This is a genomic window from Thermoactinomyces sp. CICC 10522, assembly GCF_016055075.1.
GTDB classification, from domain to species: domain Bacteria; phylum Bacillota; class Bacilli; order Thermoactinomycetales; family Thermoactinomycetaceae; genus Thermoactinomyces_A; species Thermoactinomyces_A daqus.
The window spans coordinates 165,034-188,851 of record NZ_JAECVY010000001.1 but is presented as its reverse complement, the minus strand read 5'-3'; the positions used below and the strand labels follow the sequence as shown (position 1 = coordinate 188,851).

17 protein-coding genes and 1 other RNA gene are annotated in these 23,818 nt (G+C 51.2%); 2 read left to right on the top strand and 16 right to left on the bottom strand.

Annotated features, from left to right (window positions below; genetic code table 11):
- Nucleotides 1-23 precede the first annotated feature (23 nt).
- From I8U18_RS01005 to hisS, 8 genes are all read right to left on the bottom strand, one after another.
- On the bottom strand, nucleotides 24-1,406 hold the full coding sequence (locus tag I8U18_RS01005; protein WP_198064399.1) for an MFS transporter: 1,383 nt from the start codon (nucleotides 1,404-1,406) through the stop codon (nucleotides 24-26).
- On the bottom strand, nucleotides 1,406-2,275 hold the full coding sequence (locus tag I8U18_RS01000; protein ID WP_198058895.1) for a hydroxymethylglutaryl-CoA lyase: 870 nt from the start codon (nucleotides 2,273-2,275) through the stop codon (nucleotides 1,406-1,408). The genes I8U18_RS01005 and I8U18_RS01000 overlap by 1 nt, the downstream gene beginning before the upstream one ends.
- Nucleotides 2,268-3,476: a CaiB/BaiF CoA transferase family protein gene (locus I8U18_RS00995; protein ID WP_370589192.1), complete on the bottom strand. Its 1,209-nt coding sequence runs from the start codon at nucleotides 3,474-3,476 to the stop codon at nucleotides 2,268-2,270. The genes I8U18_RS01000 and I8U18_RS00995 overlap by 8 nt, the downstream gene beginning before the upstream one ends.
- A complete protein-coding gene (locus I8U18_RS00990; RefSeq protein ID WP_033100959.1) occupies nucleotides 3,473-4,147 on the bottom strand; it encodes a GntR family transcriptional regulator in 675 nt (224 codons plus the stop codon). The genes I8U18_RS00995 and I8U18_RS00990 overlap by 4 nt, the downstream gene beginning before the upstream one ends.
- Nucleotides 4,148-4,268: 121 nt before the next feature.
- Complete coding sequence (locus I8U18_RS00985; protein WP_081943821.1) at nucleotides 4,269-4,862, bottom strand: 5' nucleotidase, NT5C type; 594 nt, start codon at nucleotides 4,860-4,862, stop codon at nucleotides 4,269-4,271.
- 173 nt (nucleotides 4,863-5,035) lie between these two features.
- A non-coding RNA gene (ssrS, locus tag I8U18_RS00980) (6S RNA) lies at nucleotides 5,036-5,214 on the bottom strand.
- Nucleotides 5,215-5,284: 70 nt separating this feature from the next.
- Nucleotides 5,285-7,060: an aspartate--tRNA ligase gene (gene aspS, locus I8U18_RS00975; protein ID WP_033100902.1), complete on the bottom strand. Its 1,776-nt coding sequence runs from the start codon at nucleotides 7,058-7,060 to the stop codon at nucleotides 5,285-5,287.
- A gap of 12 nt (nucleotides 7,061-7,072) precedes the next feature.
- Nucleotides 7,073-8,353, bottom strand: a complete 1,281-nt coding sequence (gene hisS / locus I8U18_RS00970) for a histidine--tRNA ligase (RefSeq protein ID WP_033100901.1) — start codon at nucleotides 8,351-8,353, stop codon at nucleotides 7,073-7,075.
- Between the two features lie 496 nt (nucleotides 8,354-8,849).
- Here hisS and I8U18_RS00965 point away from each other — a divergent pair, with 496 nt between their 5' ends.
- Nucleotides 8,850-9,227, top strand: coding sequence for a DUF423 domain-containing protein (locus I8U18_RS00965; protein WP_033100900.1), 378 nt, complete (start codon nucleotides 8,850-8,852; stop codon nucleotides 9,225-9,227).
- A gap of 723 nt (nucleotides 9,228-9,950) precedes the next feature.
- On the opposite strand, the gene I8U18_RS00960 is transcribed toward I8U18_RS00965, so the two are convergent.
- The 8 genes from I8U18_RS00960 to I8U18_RS00925 all read right to left on the bottom strand — a co-directional run bounded on the left by I8U18_RS00960 (nucleotide 9,951) and on the right by I8U18_RS00925 (nucleotide 23,295).
- The gene (locus I8U18_RS00960) at nucleotides 9,951-10,766 is read right to left on the bottom strand and encodes a sugar nucleotide-binding protein (protein ID WP_198064397.1); all 816 of its coding nucleotides are present in this window, start codon (nucleotides 10,764-10,766) and stop codon (nucleotides 9,951-9,953) included.
- 297 nt (nucleotides 10,767-11,063) lie between these two features.
- The gene (tkt, locus tag I8U18_RS00955) at nucleotides 11,064-13,067 is read right to left on the bottom strand and encodes a transketolase (RefSeq protein ID WP_033100899.1); all 2,004 of its coding nucleotides are present in this window, start codon (nucleotides 13,065-13,067) and stop codon (nucleotides 11,064-11,066) included.
- 395 nt (nucleotides 13,068-13,462) lie between these two features.
- A complete protein-coding gene (gene dtd, locus I8U18_RS00950; RefSeq protein WP_033100897.1) occupies nucleotides 13,463-13,912 on the bottom strand; it encodes a D-aminoacyl-tRNA deacylase in 450 nt (149 codons plus the stop codon).
- A 12-nt stretch (nucleotides 13,913-13,924) separates the two neighbouring features.
- Nucleotides 13,925-16,087 (bottom strand): RelA/SpoT family protein, encoded by a 2,163-nt coding sequence (locus I8U18_RS00945; protein ID WP_198055226.1) that lies wholly within the window; start codon nucleotides 16,085-16,087, stop codon nucleotides 13,925-13,927.
- Nucleotides 16,088-16,226: 139 nt separating this feature from the next.
- On the bottom strand, nucleotides 16,227-16,577 hold the full coding sequence (locus I8U18_RS00940; RefSeq protein ID WP_033100895.1) for a hypothetical protein: 351 nt from the start codon (nucleotides 16,575-16,577) through the stop codon (nucleotides 16,227-16,229).
- 99 nt (nucleotides 16,578-16,676) lie between these two features.
- Nucleotides 16,677-18,689, bottom strand: coding sequence for a UvrD-helicase domain-containing protein (locus I8U18_RS00935; RefSeq protein WP_370589365.1), 2,013 nt, complete (start codon nucleotides 18,687-18,689; stop codon nucleotides 16,677-16,679).
- A gap of 61 nt (nucleotides 18,690-18,750) precedes the next feature.
- On the bottom strand, nucleotides 18,751-20,238 hold the full coding sequence (locus I8U18_RS00930; protein ID WP_198064395.1) for a UvrD-helicase domain-containing protein: 1,488 nt from the start codon (nucleotides 20,236-20,238) through the stop codon (nucleotides 18,751-18,753).
- A 21-nt stretch (nucleotides 20,239-20,259) separates the two neighbouring features.
- Entirely contained in the window at nucleotides 20,260-23,295 is a 3,036-nt protein-coding gene (locus I8U18_RS00925; RefSeq protein WP_198064394.1) for a PD-(D/E)XK nuclease family protein, read from the bottom strand.
- Nucleotides 23,296-23,364: 69 nt separating this feature from the next.
- On the opposite strand from I8U18_RS00925, the gene I8U18_RS00920 reads away from it, so the two are divergent.
- Nucleotides 23,365-23,547 carry a hypothetical protein gene (locus I8U18_RS00920; RefSeq protein WP_033100891.1) on the top strand — a complete coding sequence of 61 codons (183 nt, stop codon included), beginning with the start codon at nucleotides 23,365-23,367 and terminating at the stop codon, nucleotides 23,545-23,547.
- The last annotated feature ends 271 nt before the right edge of the window (nucleotides 23,548-23,818 follow it).

The window sequence follows — 23,818 nt, the reverse complement described above, 5'->3', positions numbered from 1 at the left end:
TGAACTTTTTTCGTTTTCCGGCTCTACATCCGGTTTTTGAAACCCGTTTCCGAACCCCTCTCGTCCCCGTTCACATCCTCAAGAGACCGTCCGGTGGAACGGGGACCAAACAGCCCGATATCAACCATGATCAGTCCCATGGCAACAGCAACAACGGAAAACATCGCCGCAGAACCATAATGATTGAGCACCGGAAGCAACATAAACGGCATCAAACCGCTCATCAAACGGCTTAAACTGTAGGCCGACCCGGCAGCAGTGGCCCGCACAGAGGTCGGAAATATTTCTGCCTGATAAATATGAAACGCATTGGAAAAAACGTTGCTGACCAAAGTATAAAGGAATCCGAAGATGACGATGAGCGAGGGAAGGTTTGCCATGCCGAAGGAAATGCCGAACACCGCCATCAAAAAGGCAGACAAGACGATCAGCCATTTGCGGTCGATCCGTTCAACCAGCGGCAGTGATAACAGCGAGCCGAGCGGATAACCCAAAAAGGTTAAGGCAGTATATTCAAGTGAATGGAGAATCGTATAGCCTTTGGCCTTCAAGATCAGCGGAACCAGCGTTCCAAAGCCGTAGTACCCGATCGTCTGCAAAATATGAAAAAACCACAGCATCAGCGTGTATCGCCGATATCTCTTTTGCCATAAAACAGAAAAAGAGGCGACCGGGGTTTGCCGGGGCGTTGTCGACTGTACCGGTTTCAGCTCACCCAATGCTTTCGCTTCATCTTCCATCTGAACAGCGATTTGATTCGCTTCTTCAAGGCGGCCCGCCGCTTCCAGCCAGCGCGGCGATTCGGGAAGATGCATCCGCCACACCCAAACGATGAGTGAACCGGCGGATCCGATGATAAACAACAGACGCCAGCCTTCCAAACCGAAAAGTTGAACCGGAACCAAAATTTTTGCCAAAATCCCCTCCACCGGCATAGCCAAAAAGGCTAACGTATAAGCCCAAGCAACATATCTTCCCCGCTGTGATGCCGGCAGCAATTCACTGAGGTAGGCATCGCAAAGCGGCGGTTCCGCCCCGAGGCCGAGTCCCGCAACAAACCGGAAAAAGATCAATAATCCGACATTGGGACTGAACGCAGCCAGCAACGAAAAAATCGAGTAGATCGCCAGATTATACATAAAGGCTTTTTTCCGCCCGAAGCGGTCCGCCAGCCCTCCCAGCACAATCGCTCCGATAAACATTCCCAAAAAACCGGAAGCCAGAAGCAGGGGCAGCCATTTTTCGTCAATATGAAACTGTTCAACCAAAACGGTGCTAAGCACACCGGCCAGGAAAATATCAAACAGGTCAAAAAAGATTCCCGTGCCGATCAACAACGTCGCCTTTTTGTGGAGACGGGTAATCGGAAGCCTGTCCAGGCGGGCGCCGATCGATATATTTGCCATCATTCATTCCTCCGCTTCATGATGCGCAGAACATACTCTTCCAGTTGGCACACATTTTTGTAATCCAAATCCGTGGCAATTCCCCGTTCCGCCAAACATTCCAGAACACTTCTTGAAGAGAGGTTTCCCGGTGCATCCGGAACAAAGGGACAACCGCCCAATCCCCCTTGCGCGACATCAAAGGTACAAACCCCCGCCTCGATCCCGGCAAGCATGTTCCTGAGCCCGTAACCCTTAGCATCGTGCAAATGAAGGCTCAGCTCCAGCATGGGAAACTGTTTTTTTATGCTGACGCACCGTTCATAAACCAAATCGGGCGTCGCCTGCCCGGATGTATCGGCCAGAGACATCTCCTTCACTCCGCTTTCGGCAAGCGCTTCGGCAATCCGCTCCAGCCGGGAATATGGCACGACTCCGGCATAGGGACAGACAAAAGCGGTAGCAATTGCCCCGGCCGCCCGGCGCCCGTTCTCTTCGGCCAGACGAATAAGACTGATGATTTCAGCCAGCGATTCTTCCGTGGTCCGCTGAACATTGGCCTGGTTGTGAAGGGGACTGGCAGAAAGAAAAAGGACGGCCGTTTCTGTTTTCCCGGCCAAAAACCGCTGCATCCCCCGCCGGTTGGGAACCAGCGCCCGATATTCAACCCCCGGATATTCGGGCAGGCTCTGTGCCAGTTCGTCGGCATCACGGAGAGCGGGCACACGGTCTTTCCGCACAAAAGAGGTTACTTCCAATGAGCGAAACCCGCAGGCAATGATGCGATCAACCAGGATTCGCTTTATCTTTGTAGGCACAAACACCGATTCGTTTTGCAACCCGTCCCTTAGCGTCACATCGCGCAACAGCACATGAGCCTGATCAGCCACAATGGATAACCCCTTTGTTCCGCCACTCGTTGATTTGTTCCTCCGTAAAGCCACAGGCGGAAAGCACTTCCTTCGTATGGGCACCACTGACAGGCCCTGCCTGGAGGACAGATCCCGGCGTCCCGCTCATTTTTGGCACGATCCCCGGCATCATAATCTCCGCGCCGCTTGCATCCGGAACCGGCAGAAACATTTCCCGCTCCCGATAATGAGGGTCACGAAAAATATCCGCGATTCCATAAACAGGGCCAGCCGGGACTGCGGCCTGTTCCAGCATGGCAACCACTTCATCACACGTATGCCTTAATGTCCACTCCCCGATCAGCGCATCGATCCGGCCGGCAGCGGCCACCCTCCCCCGATTGTCGGACAACTCCGGCTTTTGCGCGAGATCCTCTCTGCCCATCAAGGTCATCAACCGCTTGAACAAGGAATCGCTGTTGGCGCCGATCGCCACCCATTTCCCATCTTTGGTCGGATAAATGTTGGAAGGAGCCGTGGTCGCCAGTTGATTTCCCGTCCGTTCGCGCACCGCTCCAAGGTGGACATATTCCGGCAGGATGGACTCCAGCAGACTGAAAACGGATTCATACAATGCCACATCAACAACCTGGCCGGTCGCGTCCTGATTACGGTCGCGATGAAACAAAGCCAGCAACGTTCCGATCACTGCATACAAGCCGGAGATCGAATCGGCGAGCGACAGTCCGACCCTGACCGGCGGTCGGTCTGGATAACCGGTAACGTAGCGAAGCCCTCCAAACGATTCGGCAATGTTGCCAAAGCCGGGCCGGTGGCGGTACGGACCGGTCTGTCCGTATCCGGTGACGCTGGTGATGATCAAACCGGGGTTCAGCTCGCGCATCTCCCGGTGCGACAAATTCCATTTCTCCAGGGTTCCGGGTTTGAAATTTTCCACGACCACATCTGCCTGGCGAAGAAGTTCGCGGACAATTTCTCTGCCTTCTTCATAATGCAGATCAACGACGACCGATTTTTTGTTGCGAAGGATTACTTTGCTGAAATAAGAATCTTCTTCGCCTTCAGCCGCAAGTCCCCATTTGCGGATCTGATCCCCGCCCGGGGGCTCCACTTTTACCACCTCCGCCCCGAATTCGGCCAAAATGCGCGTGGCAAAAGGCCCGGCGATAAAAGAACCCAATTCAATCACCCGAATGCCGTCAAGCGGTTGATGATTCACTCCTTCACTCCTCCTCTCTCACCGCTTCTCATGAGAATAAAGTGCAGATCGTTTTTGATATGGCTTTCCATGCGCTTTCGGGCCAAAGCGGCGTCTCCCTCCTTCACGGCCCGATAAATGGCCCAGTGCTCCTGATTTGTTTCAATATTCCGTTTATATACCTTAAATACAAAGGTACGATAATACCGAACCAGGCTGGCTATTTCCGTCATCATCCGCTGAAACCGCCCATTCCGGGAAAAGCGGATCAATTGCTCATGAAACAGGGAATTCAGCTCAATCACCTTGTCAATTTCCCCTCTTTGCAAACACTGATCAGCAGAGATTAACAATCCGGCGATTTGCTCCAACTCATGCGCCTGGATGCGCCCGGTTGCCAGCTCCACGGCAATCGGTTCCACAGCCAGCCTCAATTCATACAACTCTTGAAAGTCGTCTGCCGAAGGGCGGAATACCAGAATCCGTCCGTTCTCCTGCTGCAACAACCCGTCTTTTTTCAGCAGTTGCACCGCCTCGCGGATCGGGCTGCGGCTGATCTTCAATTGCCGGGCCAACACGCTTTCCACAATTCTCGTTCCGGGTTTCATGTTCCCGCATAATATTTGTGCCCGCAAATATTCATAAACCTGGTCACTTAATGATTTGGCCTTTTGGATCTCCGCCGCTGTCATCACTTCTCACCTCCTTTGTCGACTGTCGACAATTTACCTGATTATATTATACTTTATATAAATAATCTTTTGAATAATTTAAATAAAAATAATGGACACCTCTTTCCTTAAGGTGTCCGAATTACACTCCTTTTTCAACCAGTTCATACACCTGCCGCCAGTCGGTAATCCGCGGCAAAGAATAAGGGAAATCGCGGTTATAAACGGCATCGACAATCACTGTGGGAATCTTGTTTTTCACCAGATTGAGCAGATGATTGGGTGCATCTTCAAAGAAGAGGTCAACCTGCACTTTTTTTGCCTCTTTTGCTTTATCTTGCGCCCCCATGATTAGGTTTTTCCCGTTGAATGGGAAGCCGTGCTTTTTCAGCCAATCTTCCGTCACTTTCCGAATGTTTTTCATCCCTGGACGGGCGGTGATGAAATAAATGGTGTGCCCGTTTTGCGCCAGGCGGTTCAACACTTCCGCCGCGTTCTTTAAAGGAAGGCCCAGCGTGTAAATCTCTTCTTCCAGCTTCCTCCATAATTTGGACGCTTCTTTTGGCGTCAGCCCATACGCCTTGTCCAGATAAAATTCCTTCACATCCTCAACGCGCACATTCCGCTTCAAGACCCGGTTATGCACCTCAACAGCCGCTCGTTGCGTATCTTTGATTGTTCCGTCAATGTCCACACCGATGATCATTAAACTCGCCTTCCTCGTATGAATGTCCATTTTAACCTTTCCCTGTCGGAGAGAAATTATTCTATTTAAAAATCAGTCCCTATTGACATGTTATCATACGTTTGCCGGGGGCGGAGGCGTGAATATGACAAAAAGCCCGGAACAAAATAAAAAACCCCGGATTGCATTGAATCCGAGGTGTCGTTCATTCTCATGCAAAAAAAAGGAGCCCCGTTATGCCGTGCTCCGTTCGTTTTGAACCTGCTCTCGCAGGTGGGTGTCCTGCACCTGAGTTCACAGTTCCGCTCTGAAGGCGGCTTCTGTTAGCTCAAATGACGCAGACTCCCTTTCGTTCGGGTGTTGGCTCAAAACATCCCGGCGGACACGCACATCGCAGGACTCATTTTGTGATTATATGTTACCAGATATTTAAAAGGAGATCAAGCTATCCCCCCCACTTTTTACAGGAAATTCTATTTTTGCGGTTGTCTGATTTTAATGTGCAATTCCTCCAGCTGCTTTTCATCGACGGGGCTCGGGGCCTCTGTCAGCAGGCAGGTTGCACTTGCCGTTTTCGGGAAAGCGATGCACTCGCGCAAATTGCTCCGCCCGGCAAGCAGCATCACGATGCGGTCAAAGCCGAAGGCAATTCCTCCGTGCGGCGGAGCGCCATACTCAAACGCTTCAAGCAGAAAACCGAATTTTTCTTTTGCTTCCTCATTTGTAATGCCCAGCGCCTTAAACATTTTCTCCTGTACTTCGCGCCGGTAGATTCGTTGGCTTCCCCCGCCGATTTCATAACCGTTCAGCACCATGTCATACGCCTGCGCCCGCACTTTGCCCGGGTCTGTATCCAGAAGCGGAATATCTTCCTCGAGCGGCATCGTAAACGGGTGGTGCATCGCATAGTAGCGCCCGTCTTCCTCCGAATACTCCAGCAGCGGAAACTCGGTGATCCAGACGAATTTATATTCATTTTCGGGAATGAGGTTCAATGCTTTTCCAAGGCGCAAACGCAGTTCGCCCAAGACGTTTGCCACTGTCTGCGGACGGTCGGCGACGAAGAATAACAGGTCGCCTGTTTCCGCTTTGGTTTTGCCAGCAATCGCATCGATCTCTTCCGGTGTGAGGAACTTGGCTACAGAACCTTTGACCCCTTCCTCTTTAAAGGACAGCCAGGCCAATCCCTTTGCGCCCAACGATTCAGCTGTTTTCCCCCACTGATCCACTTCCTTGCGGCTCCAGCCGGCACATCCCTTTACATTGACCGCCTTTACCTGGCCGCCGTTTTGGATGGTACCGCTGAACACCTTGAAGGAGGAATCGCGCAGCTCATCGGACAAATCCACCAGTTCCATTCCGAAACGCAGGTCCGGTTTATCCGACCCGAATCGCTCAATCGCTTCCCGGTAGGACATGCGCGGGAACGGAACGGGCACATCGACTCCGATCGTCTCCTTAAACAATGTCGCAACCATCTCTTCCATCATCGCCAGGAAGGTTTCCGGCGGAATAAATGACGTTTCAATGTCGATCTGGGTAAATTCCGGCTGCCTGTCCGCGCGAAGATCCTCGTCGCGGAAACAGCGGGCAAATTGAAAATAGCGCTCCATCCCCGCCACCATGAATAATTGCTTAAACAGTTGCGGTGATTGGGGCAATGCGTAAAACGAACCTTCGTGTACCCGGCTGGGAACGAGATAATCACGCGCTCCTTCCGGCGTGCTGCGCGTCAGCATCGGGGTTTCCAGTTCGATAAAGCCCCGCTCATCCAGGAAACGGCGCACCGACTGCATCGCACGGTGGCGGATCAGCATGGTCTCCTGCATTTTCGGGCGTCGCAGGTCGATATAGCGGTATTTGAGGCGAACCGCTTCTTCCACGTCGCTGTTGTCACGAATCGGGAACGGCGGTGTTTTGGCCGGATTAAAAATATGCACTTCTTCCCCGATGATTTCAATGTCGCCGGTCTCCATTTTCGGATTCACATTTTCCGGATCGCGGGCCGCAATCGTCCCGGTGATGGAGACCACATATTCGCTTCGCAACTGATCTGCCAAACGCGCAGCTTCCGGTGAAACTTCCGGCTGAAATACGATTTGCACAACGCCGGAGCGATCACGCAGATCCAGAAAAATCAAGCCTCCAAGATCCCGCCTCTTCTGCACCCAACCATTCAGGGTGACTCTCTCGCCGATTTTTTCCTTGGTGCATTCCCGGGCCTGATGTGTACGAAAGACGCTATCCATGCTGTTCCCTCCTCAACTTCTCTCTTTCAGGTATGGTATGAGTTCTTCCAGTTTGACCGTTTCCTGTTCGCCTGTAGCCAACTGCTTGACGTTGATCTGTCCCTGCTTCAATTCCTCATCACCCAGGATCGCCACAAAGCGTGCCTGCAAGCGGTCGGCTGCCTTAAATTGCGCTTTCAGCTTGCGGTCAAGGTAATCACGATCGGCAGTCAGGCCGGCATGGCGCATCTCGTTCAGCAGTTTCGCCCCGTAGAGCTTCGCTTCATCGCCGAGAGTAACCAGATAGCAGTCCAGTCCCGTTTTGACCGGAACATCCACTTTCTGCTCCCCGATCGCCAGCATCACCCGTTCCAGGCCGATGCCAAAGCCGACGCCCGGCATCTCCGGCCCGCCAAATTCTTCGACCAAACCGTTGTAGCGGCCGCCGCCTCCGATGGTGGAAGCCTGCGCGCCGGGAATATCGACCATAAATTCAAAAGCGGTATGTGTATAATAATCGAGTCCGCGCACGAGGCGGTCATTAATGACGTACTCGACGCCAAGCATATCCAGGTATTGTTTCAGCTGCTCAAAATGCTTCCGGGAAGGTTCATTCAAGTGATCGAGAATCGATGGCGCCCCTTGGGCGATCTCTTTCGTTTTCGGATCTTTGCTGTCGAGAATGCGCAGCGGATTTTTATAGAGCCGCCCTTGTGCTTCCGTCGACAATTCCGCTTTGTACGGCTCAAAGTATTCAATCAACTTTTCCCGGTATACGGCCCGGACTTCCGGATCACCAACGCTGTTGATCTCCGCCCGGACTCCTTTTAAACCGAGCGACTCAAAAAAATGAATCCCCAGCGAAATCACTTCCGCATCGAGGGCAGGGTCGGAGCTGCCGAAAACCTCAACGCCAAATTGATGAAACTGGCGCCGCCTTCCCGCCTGCGGATTTTCATAGCGAAACATCGGTCCCATGTAATACCATTTGGTTGGCTGCGGTTCGGCAAAAATCTTCTTTTCGACAAATGAACGTACAACCCCCGCTGTTCCTTCCGGTCTCAATGAAACGTCCCGTTTGCCCCGGTCCTGAAACGAATACATTTCTTTTTCCACAATATCGGTCGCTTCGCCCACACCGCGCTGAAACAGTTCCGTGTATTCAAAAATCGGGGTGCGAATCTCCTTGTAGTCATACAAACGGCAGATTTCCCGCGCTTTCGCTTCTGCCCATTGCCAAATCTCCACCTCACCAGGCATCAGGTCATCGGTGCCGCGGGGAATTTGGTATTTCGCCGAAGCTTTGAATTTCATGGCAAACCCTCCTTTTCGGTTCGTTCGTTCCACAAATTAAAAAATCTCCCGCCACTGACCTCTGTTTGTCAGGGACGAGAGATTGGTTAACGATTCCCGTGGTGCCACCCTAGTTGGAAAACGACACAAAGCCGATTTCCCACTCGATTCCCGTTATCGCCAGGATGACGTCTAAGTCTACTGACCGCTTGAGCGGTGTTCGGTTAGAACCTCCAGGTGTCTTTCGCCGATTCGTAACAAAGAGAACCTTTCAGCCCATGAGTTCTCCTCTCTAGTTGTCCGTCAATCGGGTACTTTTCCCTTCACAGGCAAGAATATAAGTCATTTAGCGGATTTGTTTACTCATTTTAAAGACCCGCCCCTCGTTTGTCAAGGAATTTTTAACATGTCATTAAGATTTCACGATTGTCCAGGTCTGTTCTCTCAGGAGAGACGCTTGACATGTGGTATAGTTTAAACAAAACCTGTCCGAATTAAAATGAAGGAGGCACAACTGATGAAACTGATGATCATGCTCGGCAGCATCAACATGGCACTGGCCATCGCCCTGGGAGCGTTTGGCGCACACGGTCTGGAAGGAAAAGTGAGCGAAAAGATGATGCAGATATGGAACACAGGCGCACATTATCACATCATCCACGGCCTGGCACTGATTGCAGTCGGTCTGATGCTGGCCAAAACGAACGGAAATGCGACTCTGCTCACTGTGGCCGGATGGCTGCTGTTTGCGGGAATCGTTTTCTTCTCGGGAAGCCTGTATGCTTTGGTGTTGTCCAATGTGAAAATTCTGGGGGCAATCACCCCGATCGGCGGTGTGTCATTTATTGCCGGATGGGTACTTGTCGCCGTCTCCGCCGCCAAATATCTCGGTTGAACAATTGCTTCACCGCTTTTTCCATTTGTTCTTGTCAAACGGGCCGGGCTCGAAGACAAAGCCCTTCCATTCCCATGAATCAAGGGGAAGGTATGACTTGTCCGCAATGTCGGCCGTTCCCTGCAAGTTCATTTGATCCCGGTTTCGGTCTTCCTTTTGGATTCGCCACATGAGTCGTTCCCACTTTCATGCCATTATTTTTATATAGCATACCCGAATCCGGCCGGGATCAGACCTCAAAAAATCTCTGCCACGGAGAGCGGATGCCGACAAACAGCATCCGGCCCTGATCTCAGCCAAAAAGTAGACACGAAAAAATCACCCGGTTATGGTAAAAGCTGATGTCCGTTTTACTGGCGTCAGCCTATTCAATTTCAGCTGAATCCGCTCTTATTTTGCAATTTTGTTTAAGTTCTTTCAGTTAAATGCCAGCTTCCCCCAATGAAATTCCCTCGAAGGAAGAGTAAGTCTTCTGCTTGAAATTCAAAAGCTTAAAGAGCTAAGTATGTTGAAACTCCCTTACGACCTGTTTAACAAGTCCCAGCAAAAAAGTTGAGAAAGTACCGATTACGTTATGCTTCGGAAAAATAAGTGAAATTCGCCGTCATCCGCCAGAAGTTCGATATACATTATTATCTGCATATTCCGGGCTCGTTCTTGATCACAAACGATTTAGTGAAGCTTCTCATGATCATTGTTCATAACATCAACATTTTCTCTTGGTTAATCTGAAGCGAGGTAATTAAAAATTTCTCTATTTGTAATACTCATTTCCTTAATAGTTAGATTTTTTGCCAAAACTGCAAAATAAGAATCTGCAGGTAGATTGATCTCTTCTAATTTAAAATTCCGATAACCCAGAGCCTTGATTAGCTGTTTATAAAAATCAGCTTGGGTCATCATATCGTTACTTCCCAAATGGTAGGTTCCGGTCATCCCCTTATTCATCAGATAGACGATTTGCTTGGCTAATACAATGTCTGTAGTACGATTCATATACAAATTACTATATACTGATATTCCCTGATTTTTAGCCAATTGCTCCAATAGACTGGTCATTCTTGGCGAGTTCTTGCCCCATACTTCAGAAATACGTAAAATCCCCACTCGATCAGACAAGATTTCTTTCAGCTCTTTTTCACAATTCCATTTATATTGTCCATATGAACTTTCTGCAACAGTTTCATCATCTTCATAATGAGGTTTGTCAATTGAACCATCAAAGACATTGGTTGTAGAACAAAAGTACATCAGCCCTCCCTGCTCTTTTTGGTATTCTGCCACTCTGCAGTGAAAGATTAATTGCTTTTCAAAATCGCCTCTTAGTGCAAGAAACGTAATATCAGGCTTTACATCTTCTAATATTTGATCGAGCTTGTCTAGATCTCCAATTTCAAGTTGAAAACACTTCTCTTTTGGAAGGATAGGGAGGTTTTTATTATATGTGCCATAAATATTATAGTTACCAAATAATGACAATTGATTGATTAATGCTTTGCTTACAGTTCCGCTAGACCCAAAGATCAAAATCCTTCTCATAAAATTTCTCCTCTGATTAATGAATATTGAGAAAATTTTTATAAAAATTGTACGTTTAGACATATTTAGATACAAATCAACCGACTCCTTAACGAACAAGGAGTCGGTTGATTTATTTTCTTGCTTATCTTTCCAGATACAACAGCGTTGCTGTCACTGTCACCAAGTGCAAACTAAATTCGTTTCTTGGGCAAATGACAGCAAAATCAATTGATACTTCCGCACCTCTTAAAGTAATTTCACAGTTTTTTCTCTAACCACTTTAAGGAGATCATGTCAGAAGTGACAGAGGTCTTTTTAACCCTTCAAGACTTCTTCGACATGTTTTACCACATTGTCCACGTTAAAGCCGAATTTCTCCATAACCAATCCGCCTGGTGCCGATGCGCCGAAATGATCAATGCCGATCACGCTTCCCTGATCACCGACATAGCGATCCCAGCCGGCCGGATGCGCTGCTTCCACGGCGACACGGGCCCTGACGGACGGCGGCAGGATCGAATCGCGATACTCTTTCGGTTGCGCCTCAAACTGCTCGCGGCAAGGCATGCTGACAACCCGCACCGCAATGCCTTTTTCCTGCAGTTTGGCCTGAGCCTCCACCGCCAGGCTGACTTCTGATCCGGTGGCGATGATGATCGCTTGAGGCTGTCCGCCTTGCGCTTCGGATACGACATAAGCGCCTTTCTCGATGATCTCTTTATCCTTGCCTACGGTACCGGGCAAAATGGGGAGATTTTGCCGAGTCAGTGCCAGAACGACCGGATGTTCCGTCTGGGAGAGGGCGTATTGCCAAGCAGCAGCCGTTTCGTTGGCGTCCGCCGGACGAATCACTCGCAATCCCGGGATCAGGCGCAGCGACGGAACCTGTTCGATCGGTTCGTGAGTCGGGCCATCTTCGCCCACGGCAATGCTGTCATGGGTGAAGACATAGACAGCCGGCAGTTTGGAAAGAGCGGCCAAACGAATCGCCGGACGCAAATAATCGGAGAACACGAGGAACGTTCCGCCGTATGCGCGCACACCACCGTGCAGCAGCATTCCGTTGAGGGCTGCCCCCATTCCGTGCTCACGCACACCGAACCAGATATTCCGGCCGCTGTAATCTTCAGCGTGGAATGTGCCTTCCTCTTTCATCAAGGTGTTATTGGACGAAGCGAGGTCAGCTGATCCGCCAACCAGCGCCGGAACGCTTTTTGCCAGAGCCTGCAAAACCGCTCCGGACGCCGCCCGTGTGGCTATCGGTTTATCGCCGGTGTTGAACTTCGGCAGGCTTTGCTCCCATCCTTCCGGCAATTCACCGCGAATGGCCCGGTGCAATTCTCTGGCCAGATCCGGATAGCGCTCTTCATACTGCTTCATCAAATCCTGCCATGCTCCCTCTTTTTCAGCCAAACGGGACTGAATATCGGCAAAGTGTTGCCGCACTTCGGCCGGAACATGGAACGGCTCTTCGGAAGGCCAGTTGTACGCTTTTCTTACGCCGGCAACTTCTTCCTGCCCAAGCGGCTTCCCATGCGCTTCCGAGGTGCCGGCACGGTTCGGGCTGCCGTAACCGATCACAGTACGGATCTCGATCAGGGTCGGGCGGTTCGGCTCTTGTTTTGCCTCTTCAATCGCCCGTCCGATCGCTTCGATGTCATTGCCGTCTTCCACGCGCAGGTATTGCCATCCGTAAGATTCATACCGTTTTTGTACACTTTCCGTAAAGGAATGAGCCAATTCGCCGTCCAGGGAAATGTCATTGGAGTCGTACAGAGCGATCAGTTTTCCCAGACGAAGGTGTCCGGCGAGCGAACTGGCTTCGGCGGATACGCCTTCCATCAGATCCCCGTCGCTGCAAAGAACATAAGTATAATGGTCGATGACGTCCAATCCCTCGCGGTTAAATTTCGCGGCGAGATGCGCTTCGGCCATCGCCATGCCGACCGCCATGGAAATCCCCTGTCCGAGCGGCCCTGTCGTCGCTTCCACCCCAGGTGTATGTTTTACTTCCGGATGTCCCGGTGTCAGGCTGCCCCATTGGCGGAAACTTTTAAGATCATCCATGGACAAAGGATAGCCAAACAAATGCAACAAGCTGTATAGTAAAGCAGAACCGTGCCCTGCTGACAAAACGAAGCGGTCACGATTAAACCAGTTGGGATTCGCCGGATTGTGGTTCATGTGTTTTGCCCATAATTCATAGGCCATCGGCGCGGCGCCCATCGGCAATCCGGGGTGGCCTGAATTGGCTTTTTCCACTTGATCGATTGACAGCATGCGAATAGTATTAATCGCCAGTTGTTCGATATTTTTCAAGGTTGGTTCCCCCTTATGGTTCTACTTCCTATGTAATAAGGAATGATACTCTTTTGGGCAGTTCTTGGCAACTCCCTCCGTCCTTCCGGAAAACCGGACACCACCCAAAGGGTTGCCGTTTCTTGAGTTTTGTTGCGGGCCGGGTTGCGGTGTTCCCCTGACCTCCCGTCGTTCCAAATGGGTGGTCAGGGCCTCATCCGCCCCCCTGACGGAGTTTTCATTCCCGTTTTGCCCGAACAAAACACATCTTTTTACAGAGGCGAATCCAAAACAAAGTCCCAAGACAGAAGCCCATCGGATCCTGATGCTTTTTGCTCCCGGTTCTTTCGCCACAAAAGCCGCTGGTGAAAAACACCAATCCCCTACTATTTAAGTTTGTCGTCAGCCTGCACTGATTATCCCGTTTTTTTACTTTCCAATAAGAGCGTGACAGGACCGTCGTTTACCAGTGACACTTCCATCATGGCGCCAAAAATTCCCGTTTCCACTTTTACCCCGTACTCACGCAGAATTTCGTTAAACCGCCGGTAAAGCGGTTCAGCCAGGTCTGGTTTTGCCGCATCCATAAAATTGGGGCGGCGGCCTTTGCGGCAATCGCCATACAGGGTAAATTGGGAAACAGACAAAATGCTCCCCCCGACATCGAGGAGAGAGTGATTCATTTTGCCTGTCTCATCTTCAAAGATGCGCAGATTTACTACTTTATCCGCGAGATAGCGCAAATCCTCTTCGGTATCCCCCTGGGTAAAACCGACGAGCAAAAGAAGCCCGTGACCGACCGCACCTGTACACTCGTTATTCACCGTGACGCTCGCTTCTTTTACCCGCTGCAGAACGATTCTCATCTTACCTTCCCCTTACTGTATGATCCGTCTGACACTGTAAATATCCCGTACCCGTTTGACGCGTTCAACGACCGATTGCAGGTGATTGATATTTTGAATCCCGATCCGAATATGAATGGAAGCGATTCCGCGGCGATTGGTTTTGGCGCTGACTGCGGAAAGCTGGGTATTGGCATTATTGACCACTTGCAGGACATCGTTGAGCAGCCCTTGCCGGTCAAAACCGGTTACCTCTATATCAACCGGATATTGATGTGACGTGTTGCTGTCCCATTCCACTGCGATACGCCGCTCTTCCGGTACCGACTTCAGATTGGGGCAATCCGAGTGGTGGACGGTAACCCCGCGCCCTTGGGTGACATACCCGTCAATATCATCGCCCGGAACCGGATTGCAACATCGCGACAAACGAATCAACAGATTGTCAACACCTTTTACCCTGACACCGTGATCCACCTTGCGATGATGGCGCGGAAGGGATTTGACCTCCGGCAGCACGACCGGTTTTTGCTCTTTCAATCCATCAGTCAAACGATGAACCACCTGGGCCGTGGAAATTCCGCCATAACCGACGGCGGCAAAGAGATCATCCGCTTCATGGAAATTGAATTTGCTCGTCACTTCTTCGATCCGCTCCGTCGTCAGCACTTCGGATACGTCGAAATCATGCTTGCGCAGAAGCGCCTCCACCATCTCCCGGCCTTTGGCGATGCTTTCTTCCCGGCGTTGTTTTTTAAACCAGTTGCGGATTTTGCTCCGCGCATGGGAAGATTTTACGATATTCAGCCAATCCTGACTAGGTCCGTAACTGTGCTTGGAAGTGAGGATTTCCACAATATCGCCCGTTTTTAGCTGATAATCGAGCGGCACGATCTTTCCGTTCACTTTTGCCCCGATACAAGTATTTCCGATTTCCGTATGAATGCGGTAAGCAAAATCCAAAGGCACGGAACCGACCGGCAGCTCAATCACATCTCCCTTCGGTGTAAATACAAACACCGAATCGGAAAACCAGTCCATTTTGAGGCTTTCCACAAACTCCTGGGCATCCCGCGTTTCCTGTTGCAGTTCCATCATCTCGCGGAACCATTTCAGCTTTTCCTCAAATTTGCTGTTTTCAACCGTCGTTCCTTCTTTATAAGCCCAATGGGCGGCAATCCCGTATTCCGCGGTACGGTGCATCTCCATCGTCCGGATCTGCACTTCGATCGGCTCGCCTTTGGGTCCGATCACCGTGGTGTGAAGGGACTGGTACATATTTGCCTTCGGCATGGCGATATAATCTTTAAACCTGCCGGGCATCGGCTTCCAGATCGTGTGAATAATGCCGAGAACAGCGTAACAATCGCGGATCGATTCCACGATGACGCGGACGGCCATCAGATCATAAATCTCATTAAATTCCTTGTTTTGCGATACCATCTTGCGGTAAATGCTGTAAATGTGCTTGGGCCGTCCCGATATATCCAGCACATTGACATTATCCCGGAGCCGTTCTTTTAGCGTGTGGATGATCTCATCCAGGTATTTCTCCCGTTCGGCCCGTTTTTTCTTCATCAGGTTGACGATTCGATAATACTGTTGCGGATTGAGGTAGCGGAGAGAGATATCTTCCAACTCCCACTTGATCTTGGATATGCCCAGGCGGTGGGCCAGGGGGGCGAAAATTTCCAATGTTTCCTTCGATTTTTGTCTTTGTTTGTGTTCCGGCATGTATTTAAGGGTTCGCATATTATGGAGGCGGTCGGCCAACTTAATGATAATCACGCGAATATCCTGTGCCATCGCCACAAACATTTTGCGGTGATTTTCCGCCTGGTGCTCTTCATTGGATTTGAATCGCATCCGCTTTTTCAGTTTGGTCACACCATCCACCAACTGACGAACCGCCATGCCAAATTCCGCTTCCACCTGTTCCAGGGTCACACCGGTATCTTCCACCACATCGTGCAGGAGAGCCGCAATCAATGTCGTGACATCCATTTTCAAGTTGGCCAGAATTTCCGCGACTTGCACCGGATGATGAATATAAGGTTCGCCGGATTTGCGGTATTGCCCGCGATGGGCCTGTTCCGCAAACCGATATGCCCTCTCCAACTGGTTGACTTCCTCATGCGTCAAATAGTCAGCTGATATATTCAGAAGTTGCTCGATCGGCATTTGTTCAGTCGGCATGTTTTTCTCACTTCCGTCACCCTGAAAATAATTTTCCTATTATTATCTCCCAAGCCTTTGGGAAAGTAAAGAGAGGCTTTCTGGAAGCAATGGCACGGAAAAAAGAAAAAGCCGGCTGACAACCAACCGGCGGGCAGGGTTACTGACGAAAGTTGAGCTTTTTAAAGCCTCCCGTCTGCTTGCGAATATAGAGGTATATGACCGATAATATGATGGCAGCGATTGTCATCATGCCGTACTTGGCATAATCTTTGGTCACCAGCATGATGACCGGGGCCACCACCACCCCCAGATACGCAGTCCACTCAAACGAGGAGAGCAACAACTTCCAGACTTTATATAAATAATCGCGAATATTGAAATCAGCCGTGTTGAACATCTCTTTGAACAGCAAAACAAGCAACCCAATCATCCAAACGATGACAGAAACCATAAACACATGAGAAAATCCCATGATAAAGGTCATAAATCCTTCTTGAAACCCTTCCACTTGATTTCCTCTCTCCTTAATTATTTGAAATAACTACATCAACATATTAGAGTAAAGTTTCACTTGCTGCAAATGAAATATATGAAAAATTATTAAGAATCATCCCTGCTGAAGACGACTATTTCCCCCTTCCGCTTCATCACATAACCATTGGCAGGGACAATAACGGCAATGTCTGCCCGGTTTGGCCGGGAGGATGTTTTCTTTTCCCGCGCGCAACCAGTCCATGCTTTGGCGGATCTCGGAAGCCGTGCTCCTCTCCCACTCCTCCGTCACTTGCCACGTGAACTCCCGGTTCGGTGAAAGAAAATAGAGCGTGGCCCACTCAGGGGAGAACCCCCATTTGCGCCTGCATGCCCAAACATACAGTTTCAGTTGCGGCAAGTACTCCTGCGCAATTTGCTCCAACTCCCCGGCAGGAGTGCGATCCGTTTTGTAATCGACGATTTCCAGGCTGCCATCCGGGCGTCTCCAGACAGCGTCAATCACGCCATGCAGGCGAAGTCCGCCTTCTTCCAGAGTAAACTCCGTCTCTGTCATGGAAAAAGAGCCGCTTCTCCTCTCTGTGTAAAAACGGCTGTGAAGAAAAGAGGTCAGATCAGGCTTGATCTCCTCCATCACCCTCTGCCGGTCGGCGTCCGGAATCCCGTGCTCTTCCCATACCGTTTGGAACGTTTCTTCCCAGGACAGCCGCCCTCTGTTCGGATCGGATAAAAGCTCGATTATCCGGTGAACGATGCTACCCCGCTTTGTTGCCGGCAGACCAGACGGCGCTCTGGATGATCCGGTCTCCGGCGAAGCCGGTTCTCTCAGGTCGGGGACTCCCATGACCTTCGCGAACCAGTGGCGGCGCGGGCAATTGAACAGGTTTTTCCACTCAGTCACACTGATCTCCAGCCCGTCCCTTCCGTCCCATCTTTCTTTTTTCAGAAGCAAAAGTTCCGGTTCCTCCCTGACGGATGACCGGGAAAGGTCAAATTCCCCCGCGAGCATCATGTCCAAGGCTGATCTCTTTTCCCGCTCTTCCTTTATTCCCGCATCAATCTCCACCAGGCGCAGCGGGCAACAATCCGGGGAAAATCGCCATTCTCCCCGCTCCGAGTCAAGCCCCTCCAGACCGAGCGCGCCAATGATCCACTCGCTCCATTTCGTCGATCCCGCCTCTTTGGATGCTTTCAACGAGCCGCTCAAAACAAGGCGCCGCTCCGCCCTGGTCATGGCCACGTACAAAAGGCGCACCGATTCTTCCCATTCCATCTTCCGGTTTTTTTCCTTCGCTTCCTGATAACGCGCCGGTTCACATTTCACCCCGTTCTCATCCCACAGCAAGGAGACCAGGCCGGACTTTTCATCCACCCAGCATTCCGGAAAACGCACGTGCGGTGCGGAATGCAAATCAGGCAAGAAAACAACCGGGAACTCCAGCCCTTTTGCCTGATGGACGGTCATGATTTTCACGCTGTCACCATGTTCAGGCTCAATGGCCGCTTCAGTTTCGCGCGCCTGTTCGTCCGCCAGCCTCCGCATCCAATCGAGATAAGACGGAATGGAAAAGACAGTAAATCCTTCCAGCCTGCGTGCCTGTTCGATCAGTTTTTTCAGGTTGGCTGCCACCTGTTGCCCGCTCTCCGTTGCCCACATGACAGTGAGATATCCGCTTTCCCGGACCAGCATTTCCAGCAGATCGGCAATGCGCACAGATCCGGCCATTTTTGTCATCCGTTCGAGGAAACTGCCAAAATTGAAGAGTTTCAGCCTCTCACCTTCATCCAGTCCGGCCATTCGGCTCCAATCAAAAATGGTTCCTTCCCATGATTGCATCAGGGCAATCCGCGTGATGGTCACATCGGACACTCCGCAAAAAGGAGAGCGCAAAACGACCGCCCAAGCATGATGATCCTCCGGATGGATCAGAAGCTGCAGTAGAGAAAGGATATCCTTCACTTCTTGCTGGTCAAAAAATCCCCTTCCCTTCACTACATAACAGGGAATATCCATCCGCCTCAGCGCTTGCTCCCACGTTTTTACATGGGTCATCGTTCGCAGCAGAATGGCAATTTCAGCAGGTCGGGCGCTGTTTTCACATCTGTTTGATCCGGCTCGCGACCAGATTCGCTTCGGCCTCCCGCTCAGTCAGACCGGGAGGAAGTTCCTCCTTTTCCGAGACCCTGAGTCACTCCACTGCCCCCCCGGAACCTTCGGCCTCCCGTTTGGCCCGCAGCGGCTGAAAACAGTTGGGAGATCCTTGATCCTGATTCATGATCCGTCCAAACACAAAATTAACCATCGAGATGAGTTCGGGGTGAGAGCGAAAATTGTCGGAAAGGACATGTACCTTCCCGTGCGAATGCGATTCCGTCTCTGCCCTGATTTGCTGGAACAGAAAAACATCGGCGCCGCGAAAGCGGTAAATCGACTGCTTCGGATCACCGACGACAAACCATTTCCCCGGGGTTACTTCTCCCCGGTCATCTTTGGTGATCAGATCGATCAGCCGCTTTTGCAATTCATTGGTATCCTGAAACTCATCGATCAAAAGATAGCTGATCCCTGCCTGCACTTCGGCGCGCACCGCCGGATTTCTCTCCAGGCATTCACACAGGCGCCACTGCAATTCATCATGATCCACTCCGCCTCTTTCCGCTTTCCCTTCCTGGTATCGGATCTGCGCCTGTTCCAGCAAACGACAGAAGAGACGAAGCCAGGTCTCTTCTTCGTCCAGATGCAGCATCCCGGAATATAGAGACACCAGTTCCCTGTGCATCTCCCTGCAAGTTTTTAGCGCTGCCGCCGTTTCCGGCGCTTTGCTCCAGTTCACTTTTATGCTGGCTTCGATTCCCTGAAGCAGTTTCAGGCGTTCGGAGACCGTATTCCTTTGCTGCCATTCCCCTGGCAGATCCGGACAGGCCCGGCGAAAAGCTTCCGCTCGTTTGCTCCCGCGCAAACCGCGCAAATATTCCGCCGCTTCCAAAAAGGACTGTTCCCAAAGCGGCAGCTGCTCCCACCTCTTCTTTTCCAATTGAGTCCGGCAAGCGTCCAGATGCCGGATGGTTATCTCTCTCAGCCGCTTCACTGTCCAGCCGTACTGGAAAAGCCGCTCCAATGCACCGGCCAGCAGCCTCTTTGCTTCTTCGATGCCGAGCGCGACCAGCCAATGGCGCAGCATGCCATTTTTCTCCCCATATGCGGCAAATCCGTCCCTGATCGCCTCCTCAGCCGCGTCGAGCATCAACGCCCGGCTCACCGCTTCGTCCAATACATCAAAGTCAGGGGAAAGACCGGCCTCAAGCGGATAACGTTTCAGCAGGCTGTGGCAGAAGGAGTGGATCGTCGAAATGCGCGCCCGGCTGAGCTCGGCCAAAAGTCTCCGCCATCCGTTCGCCTTTTCCCGCTCCCCCCTCGCCAGCGCTTCCGCCCGCTTCACCTTGATCCCTGTGCGTATTCTCTCTTTCATCTCCGCCGCCGCTTTGTCCGTAAACGTGATGGCAACAATTCTCTCCAAGGCATCCGGATCAAGCCGGCTGTGTTCCAAAATCTTCAAATACCGTTCCGTTAACACCCGCGTTTTTCCCGATCCTGCCCCCGCATAGACAATGCTGTTTTCATGCAGGGTATCCACTGCCCGCTTTTGCTCCTCCGTCAAATGAATCGACTTGTTCATCCGTTTCCCGTCCTCCATTTTTCAGCGCGTTCCCCGCTTTTTTGAAAGAATCCACGCATCGACGCGGCAAATATGGCGCGCCGGACAAAAACGGGGACAATCCCAGGTGGGCGAGACGGCAAAATCCCCTTGTTCCGCTTTGCTTAATGACTGGTCGATCAAGCGCTGAATATTCTCTTCCGTTTTCCGCCAGTCATCCGGATCGAGGGATTTTCTCGGATTCAACCCGACGCGTCCGGTTTCCTCTTTGCGCCATAACCCTTTATTTCGCTGGTTTGCCGCCGCGTTTCCTCCGTTTCCTTTCACATAATAAGCGCTGCCGATCGCCAAAGCGGGATCTAGCCCGAATCCTTGCTGATAAACCCATAAATAAAGGGGAAGTTGCAAACTTCTGCCTTGGCCGATCTGTTCGATTGTCGGAACCGTTCCCGTTTTGTAGTCGTAAATGGCATAATATCCTTCTTCATCGCGGTCGATCCGATCCATTTTCCCCTGCAACCGCACTTTTCTTTTCCCGCCGAGCACCAGCGTGACCGGCTCCGGACGCGAAGCGGGATCAAGCCGCCCCGTCTCCACATCCTCCTTGCAAACCGGCAATCCAAACGATAGTTCCAGATGGGCGGGAGCCGCATAAAATCCGGTTTTACGGCGCCATTCTTTTTCATGTTTCCAGATGGAAAGCAGTTTCTGCTTGATCCGGAATTTGTCGATCATGAGGTAAAAGGGATCCCGCTCCCTTTCTTCATCGCGCAACACCTCATCCGCCAGTTGTTCCAGACGGGCCAGCGCCCTTTCTTCATCCGCAAACGTCCATCGTCCCCGGCGATATTCATGAAAGAAACGGCATAAGATCTCATGAATCCGTTCCCCTTCTTCCCGCCAGGATAAACCCCGCTGCGGTGCTTCCTTTTCCGCTGCCTTCCACAATCGGATCGCCAGAAACTGAAAGCGGCATTCCACCAGGTGATTTAAAGCGCCGGCGCTCCAAACCCGCTTTTCCATTGCTCCCGCGATCCCCCGTGGAATGATTCCGTCATATCGGGTAAACACGGCTCCCCGGCGAAAGCGCTCCGCCTGAATGCGCGCCAGTAAATCCCGGCCTTTTTCTTGATCGGCACCAAGCATCTTCATGAACATTTCCAATGCCGGGTGTCCTTCTTCATCGAGAATTCTCTCCCCGTTTCGCAGTTGGATCAAGGCCTGGGCGAGTCCCTGTCCGTCGGAAAAACACCATTCCCAGCCGGCCGGCCGAATTCGTTGGGGAACATCGAGGGAAACGGTTTTTACACTGGCAAAAAGATCGGTGCACTCCTCCAAAAAAGGGGAGGGAAGCTGTTTTTTTCCTTCTTCGTCGGTATGCGGATAAGAGAGGACCAGCAGCTCGGTTGCCAGAGAGATCCCGGTAAAGAAAGGAAGCCGCTGTCGCTGGCGCAGTTCCCCTGAAGTCTCCAGCAAAATGCCTTCGGAGCGCAGGCGAACCCGTTCCGCGTCCGGGAGCAACCAATGATCAGCAAAAGGCCGGGGCCACCTTCCTTCGGCCAAACCAACCATAAACACAGCGCGAACCGGCTCTGCCAAACCCTGGTTTGCCTCCAGGATGCGAATGCCGCGCCGCTCTCCCTCCCGCGCCGTCAATTCACACCGCTCCGCCATCTGCATCAAAAACTGAACAAACTGCCGGTCGGTGACTTTTCTGTCACCAAAAATCCCTTCCAGGCTATCGCCCCATTGCCGCACCATTCGGTAGAGGGCATGCCATCCCTTCATTTCATAGGCAGCGAGCCAGGAAAGTTCCTTTTCGGCAATCAGTTCGCGCCAACGGTCAACCCGTTTCAAGGGCCTGATCCATTCAAGAAACCATTTTCCCCACTCCGCCCATGTCTGCGATTTCGGTATCGCTTCCATCCAGGCATCGCACTTTAAACCATTTTCTTCAGACACCGGCAAAAAAGGAGAGTACAGAAGCTCTTCCACCTTTTTTCCGCCGTCATCCCGTGCCGAAAAAACAGCATGAATCATTTGTAAAAGGGGATGCGAACTCAGGAAATGCCTTTCTTCCGTGCGGACGGGAATCCCGGCTTCATCCAGCTTTTGATGAAGAAGCGGGGCGTACGCCTCCCGGTCTGATGTCAAGATCACCGCATCGTCCAGGTGGTTTTTCTCTGACAACAGCCATTGTTTCAAGCGGGCGACAACCATTTCCACCTCCGCTTCCATTCCCGGTGCGGCAATCACTTCCAGACCATCCGAATGAGGAAAAACCGGCGGATCGTCGTCGAAAACGTGTTCTGCCAAATGCCTGAGCGAATCACGGCGGACTCTCCCGCTGCCGGATCCGATTTCTCCGGCGATCCGGAACCCTCTGCAGGTGAGTCGCTCAATCAGCGGTTTCACCAATCTGCCCAGCCTCTCCCGCCCTTTCGGAACAATCAGATGCACATGAATCTCCACTTGTGTGACCAACTGGCCCAACAGGAGTTCCTGCAAACGATTCAGCTCATAAAAATGCCGCAAAACCAGGCGGCCGGGAAGCGAAACGGATTCCGGTTCCCGCTGGAATGAGCGCATCAATTCCATATACGGCTCTTCATGATCCCACAAGTTCCCTTCCCAAAGCAGCTCCTGATATTTTTCATAAATGGCGGCCAACTCCCGATATTTCGGTTCGTGCTTTTCCCACAATCGCTTCAGCCTGACCGGGCTGACCCCGGATCGCTTTAATTCGCCGATCACCTGCTCGATCATGCTGACACCGCCTCCCGGTTCGCTCAAAACCGTCGCAAGAGCGGTCAAGGGATGGTCCATATTTGCCCGCTGCACCGCTTCCAGCACGACCCATTGCTGCTCGGACGGTGACATCAGCCGCTGCCCGCGGTCCGGCAAGCAGGCACGCACAAAGCGGTCAAATGTCATCCGATTTTCCTGCATGTTCAAACCCATCCGGCTCAATCCGGGATCAATATAAACCGTATCGGAAATAGCCCATTCCGTTCCGCCGGGCAAATCCGCTCCATTTCCAATTTCAGGATCGAAATGTAAATAGAGCCAACCAGCCATGTGCCTGTTCCCGCCTTCCTTTTCTTCGTATATTTCAGTTAAAACAAGACACGTTAAAGAGAGATGATGATGGAGGTGAAAAAAATGGCAAGGAAAAAAGTGATTAAACAAAAAAAATTGCCAGAAGCAGCAGAGGAAATCAGAGACGACGTCGAATTTTCCAATGAGTTTTACGCCGATGAACCCACCCGTCATGTGATCAGTGCGATTCAAGAAAGTTATAGTCAGGCAGGAATCCCCGAACAAGAATAGAAAAATATTTGTTGTTCACGTCCCATGTCTTACATGGGACACCTTCTTTACGTATGATTTAGAAATAAAATTTATTGCACAAAGAGAAGAAATAGCATACACTTTTTTTTGATGCTATAATATAGAAACGTAAAATCAACTCGTTTTTCCTACTATATTTTTCGGGGTTTTCCCGAAGTTTTAGGCCTTTTTCTGTTCTTTTTATCCGATTATCTTATGAACATATTTGCTACAATCTTTTGTTTATTTGCAAACTTTCACCCCTGAACGG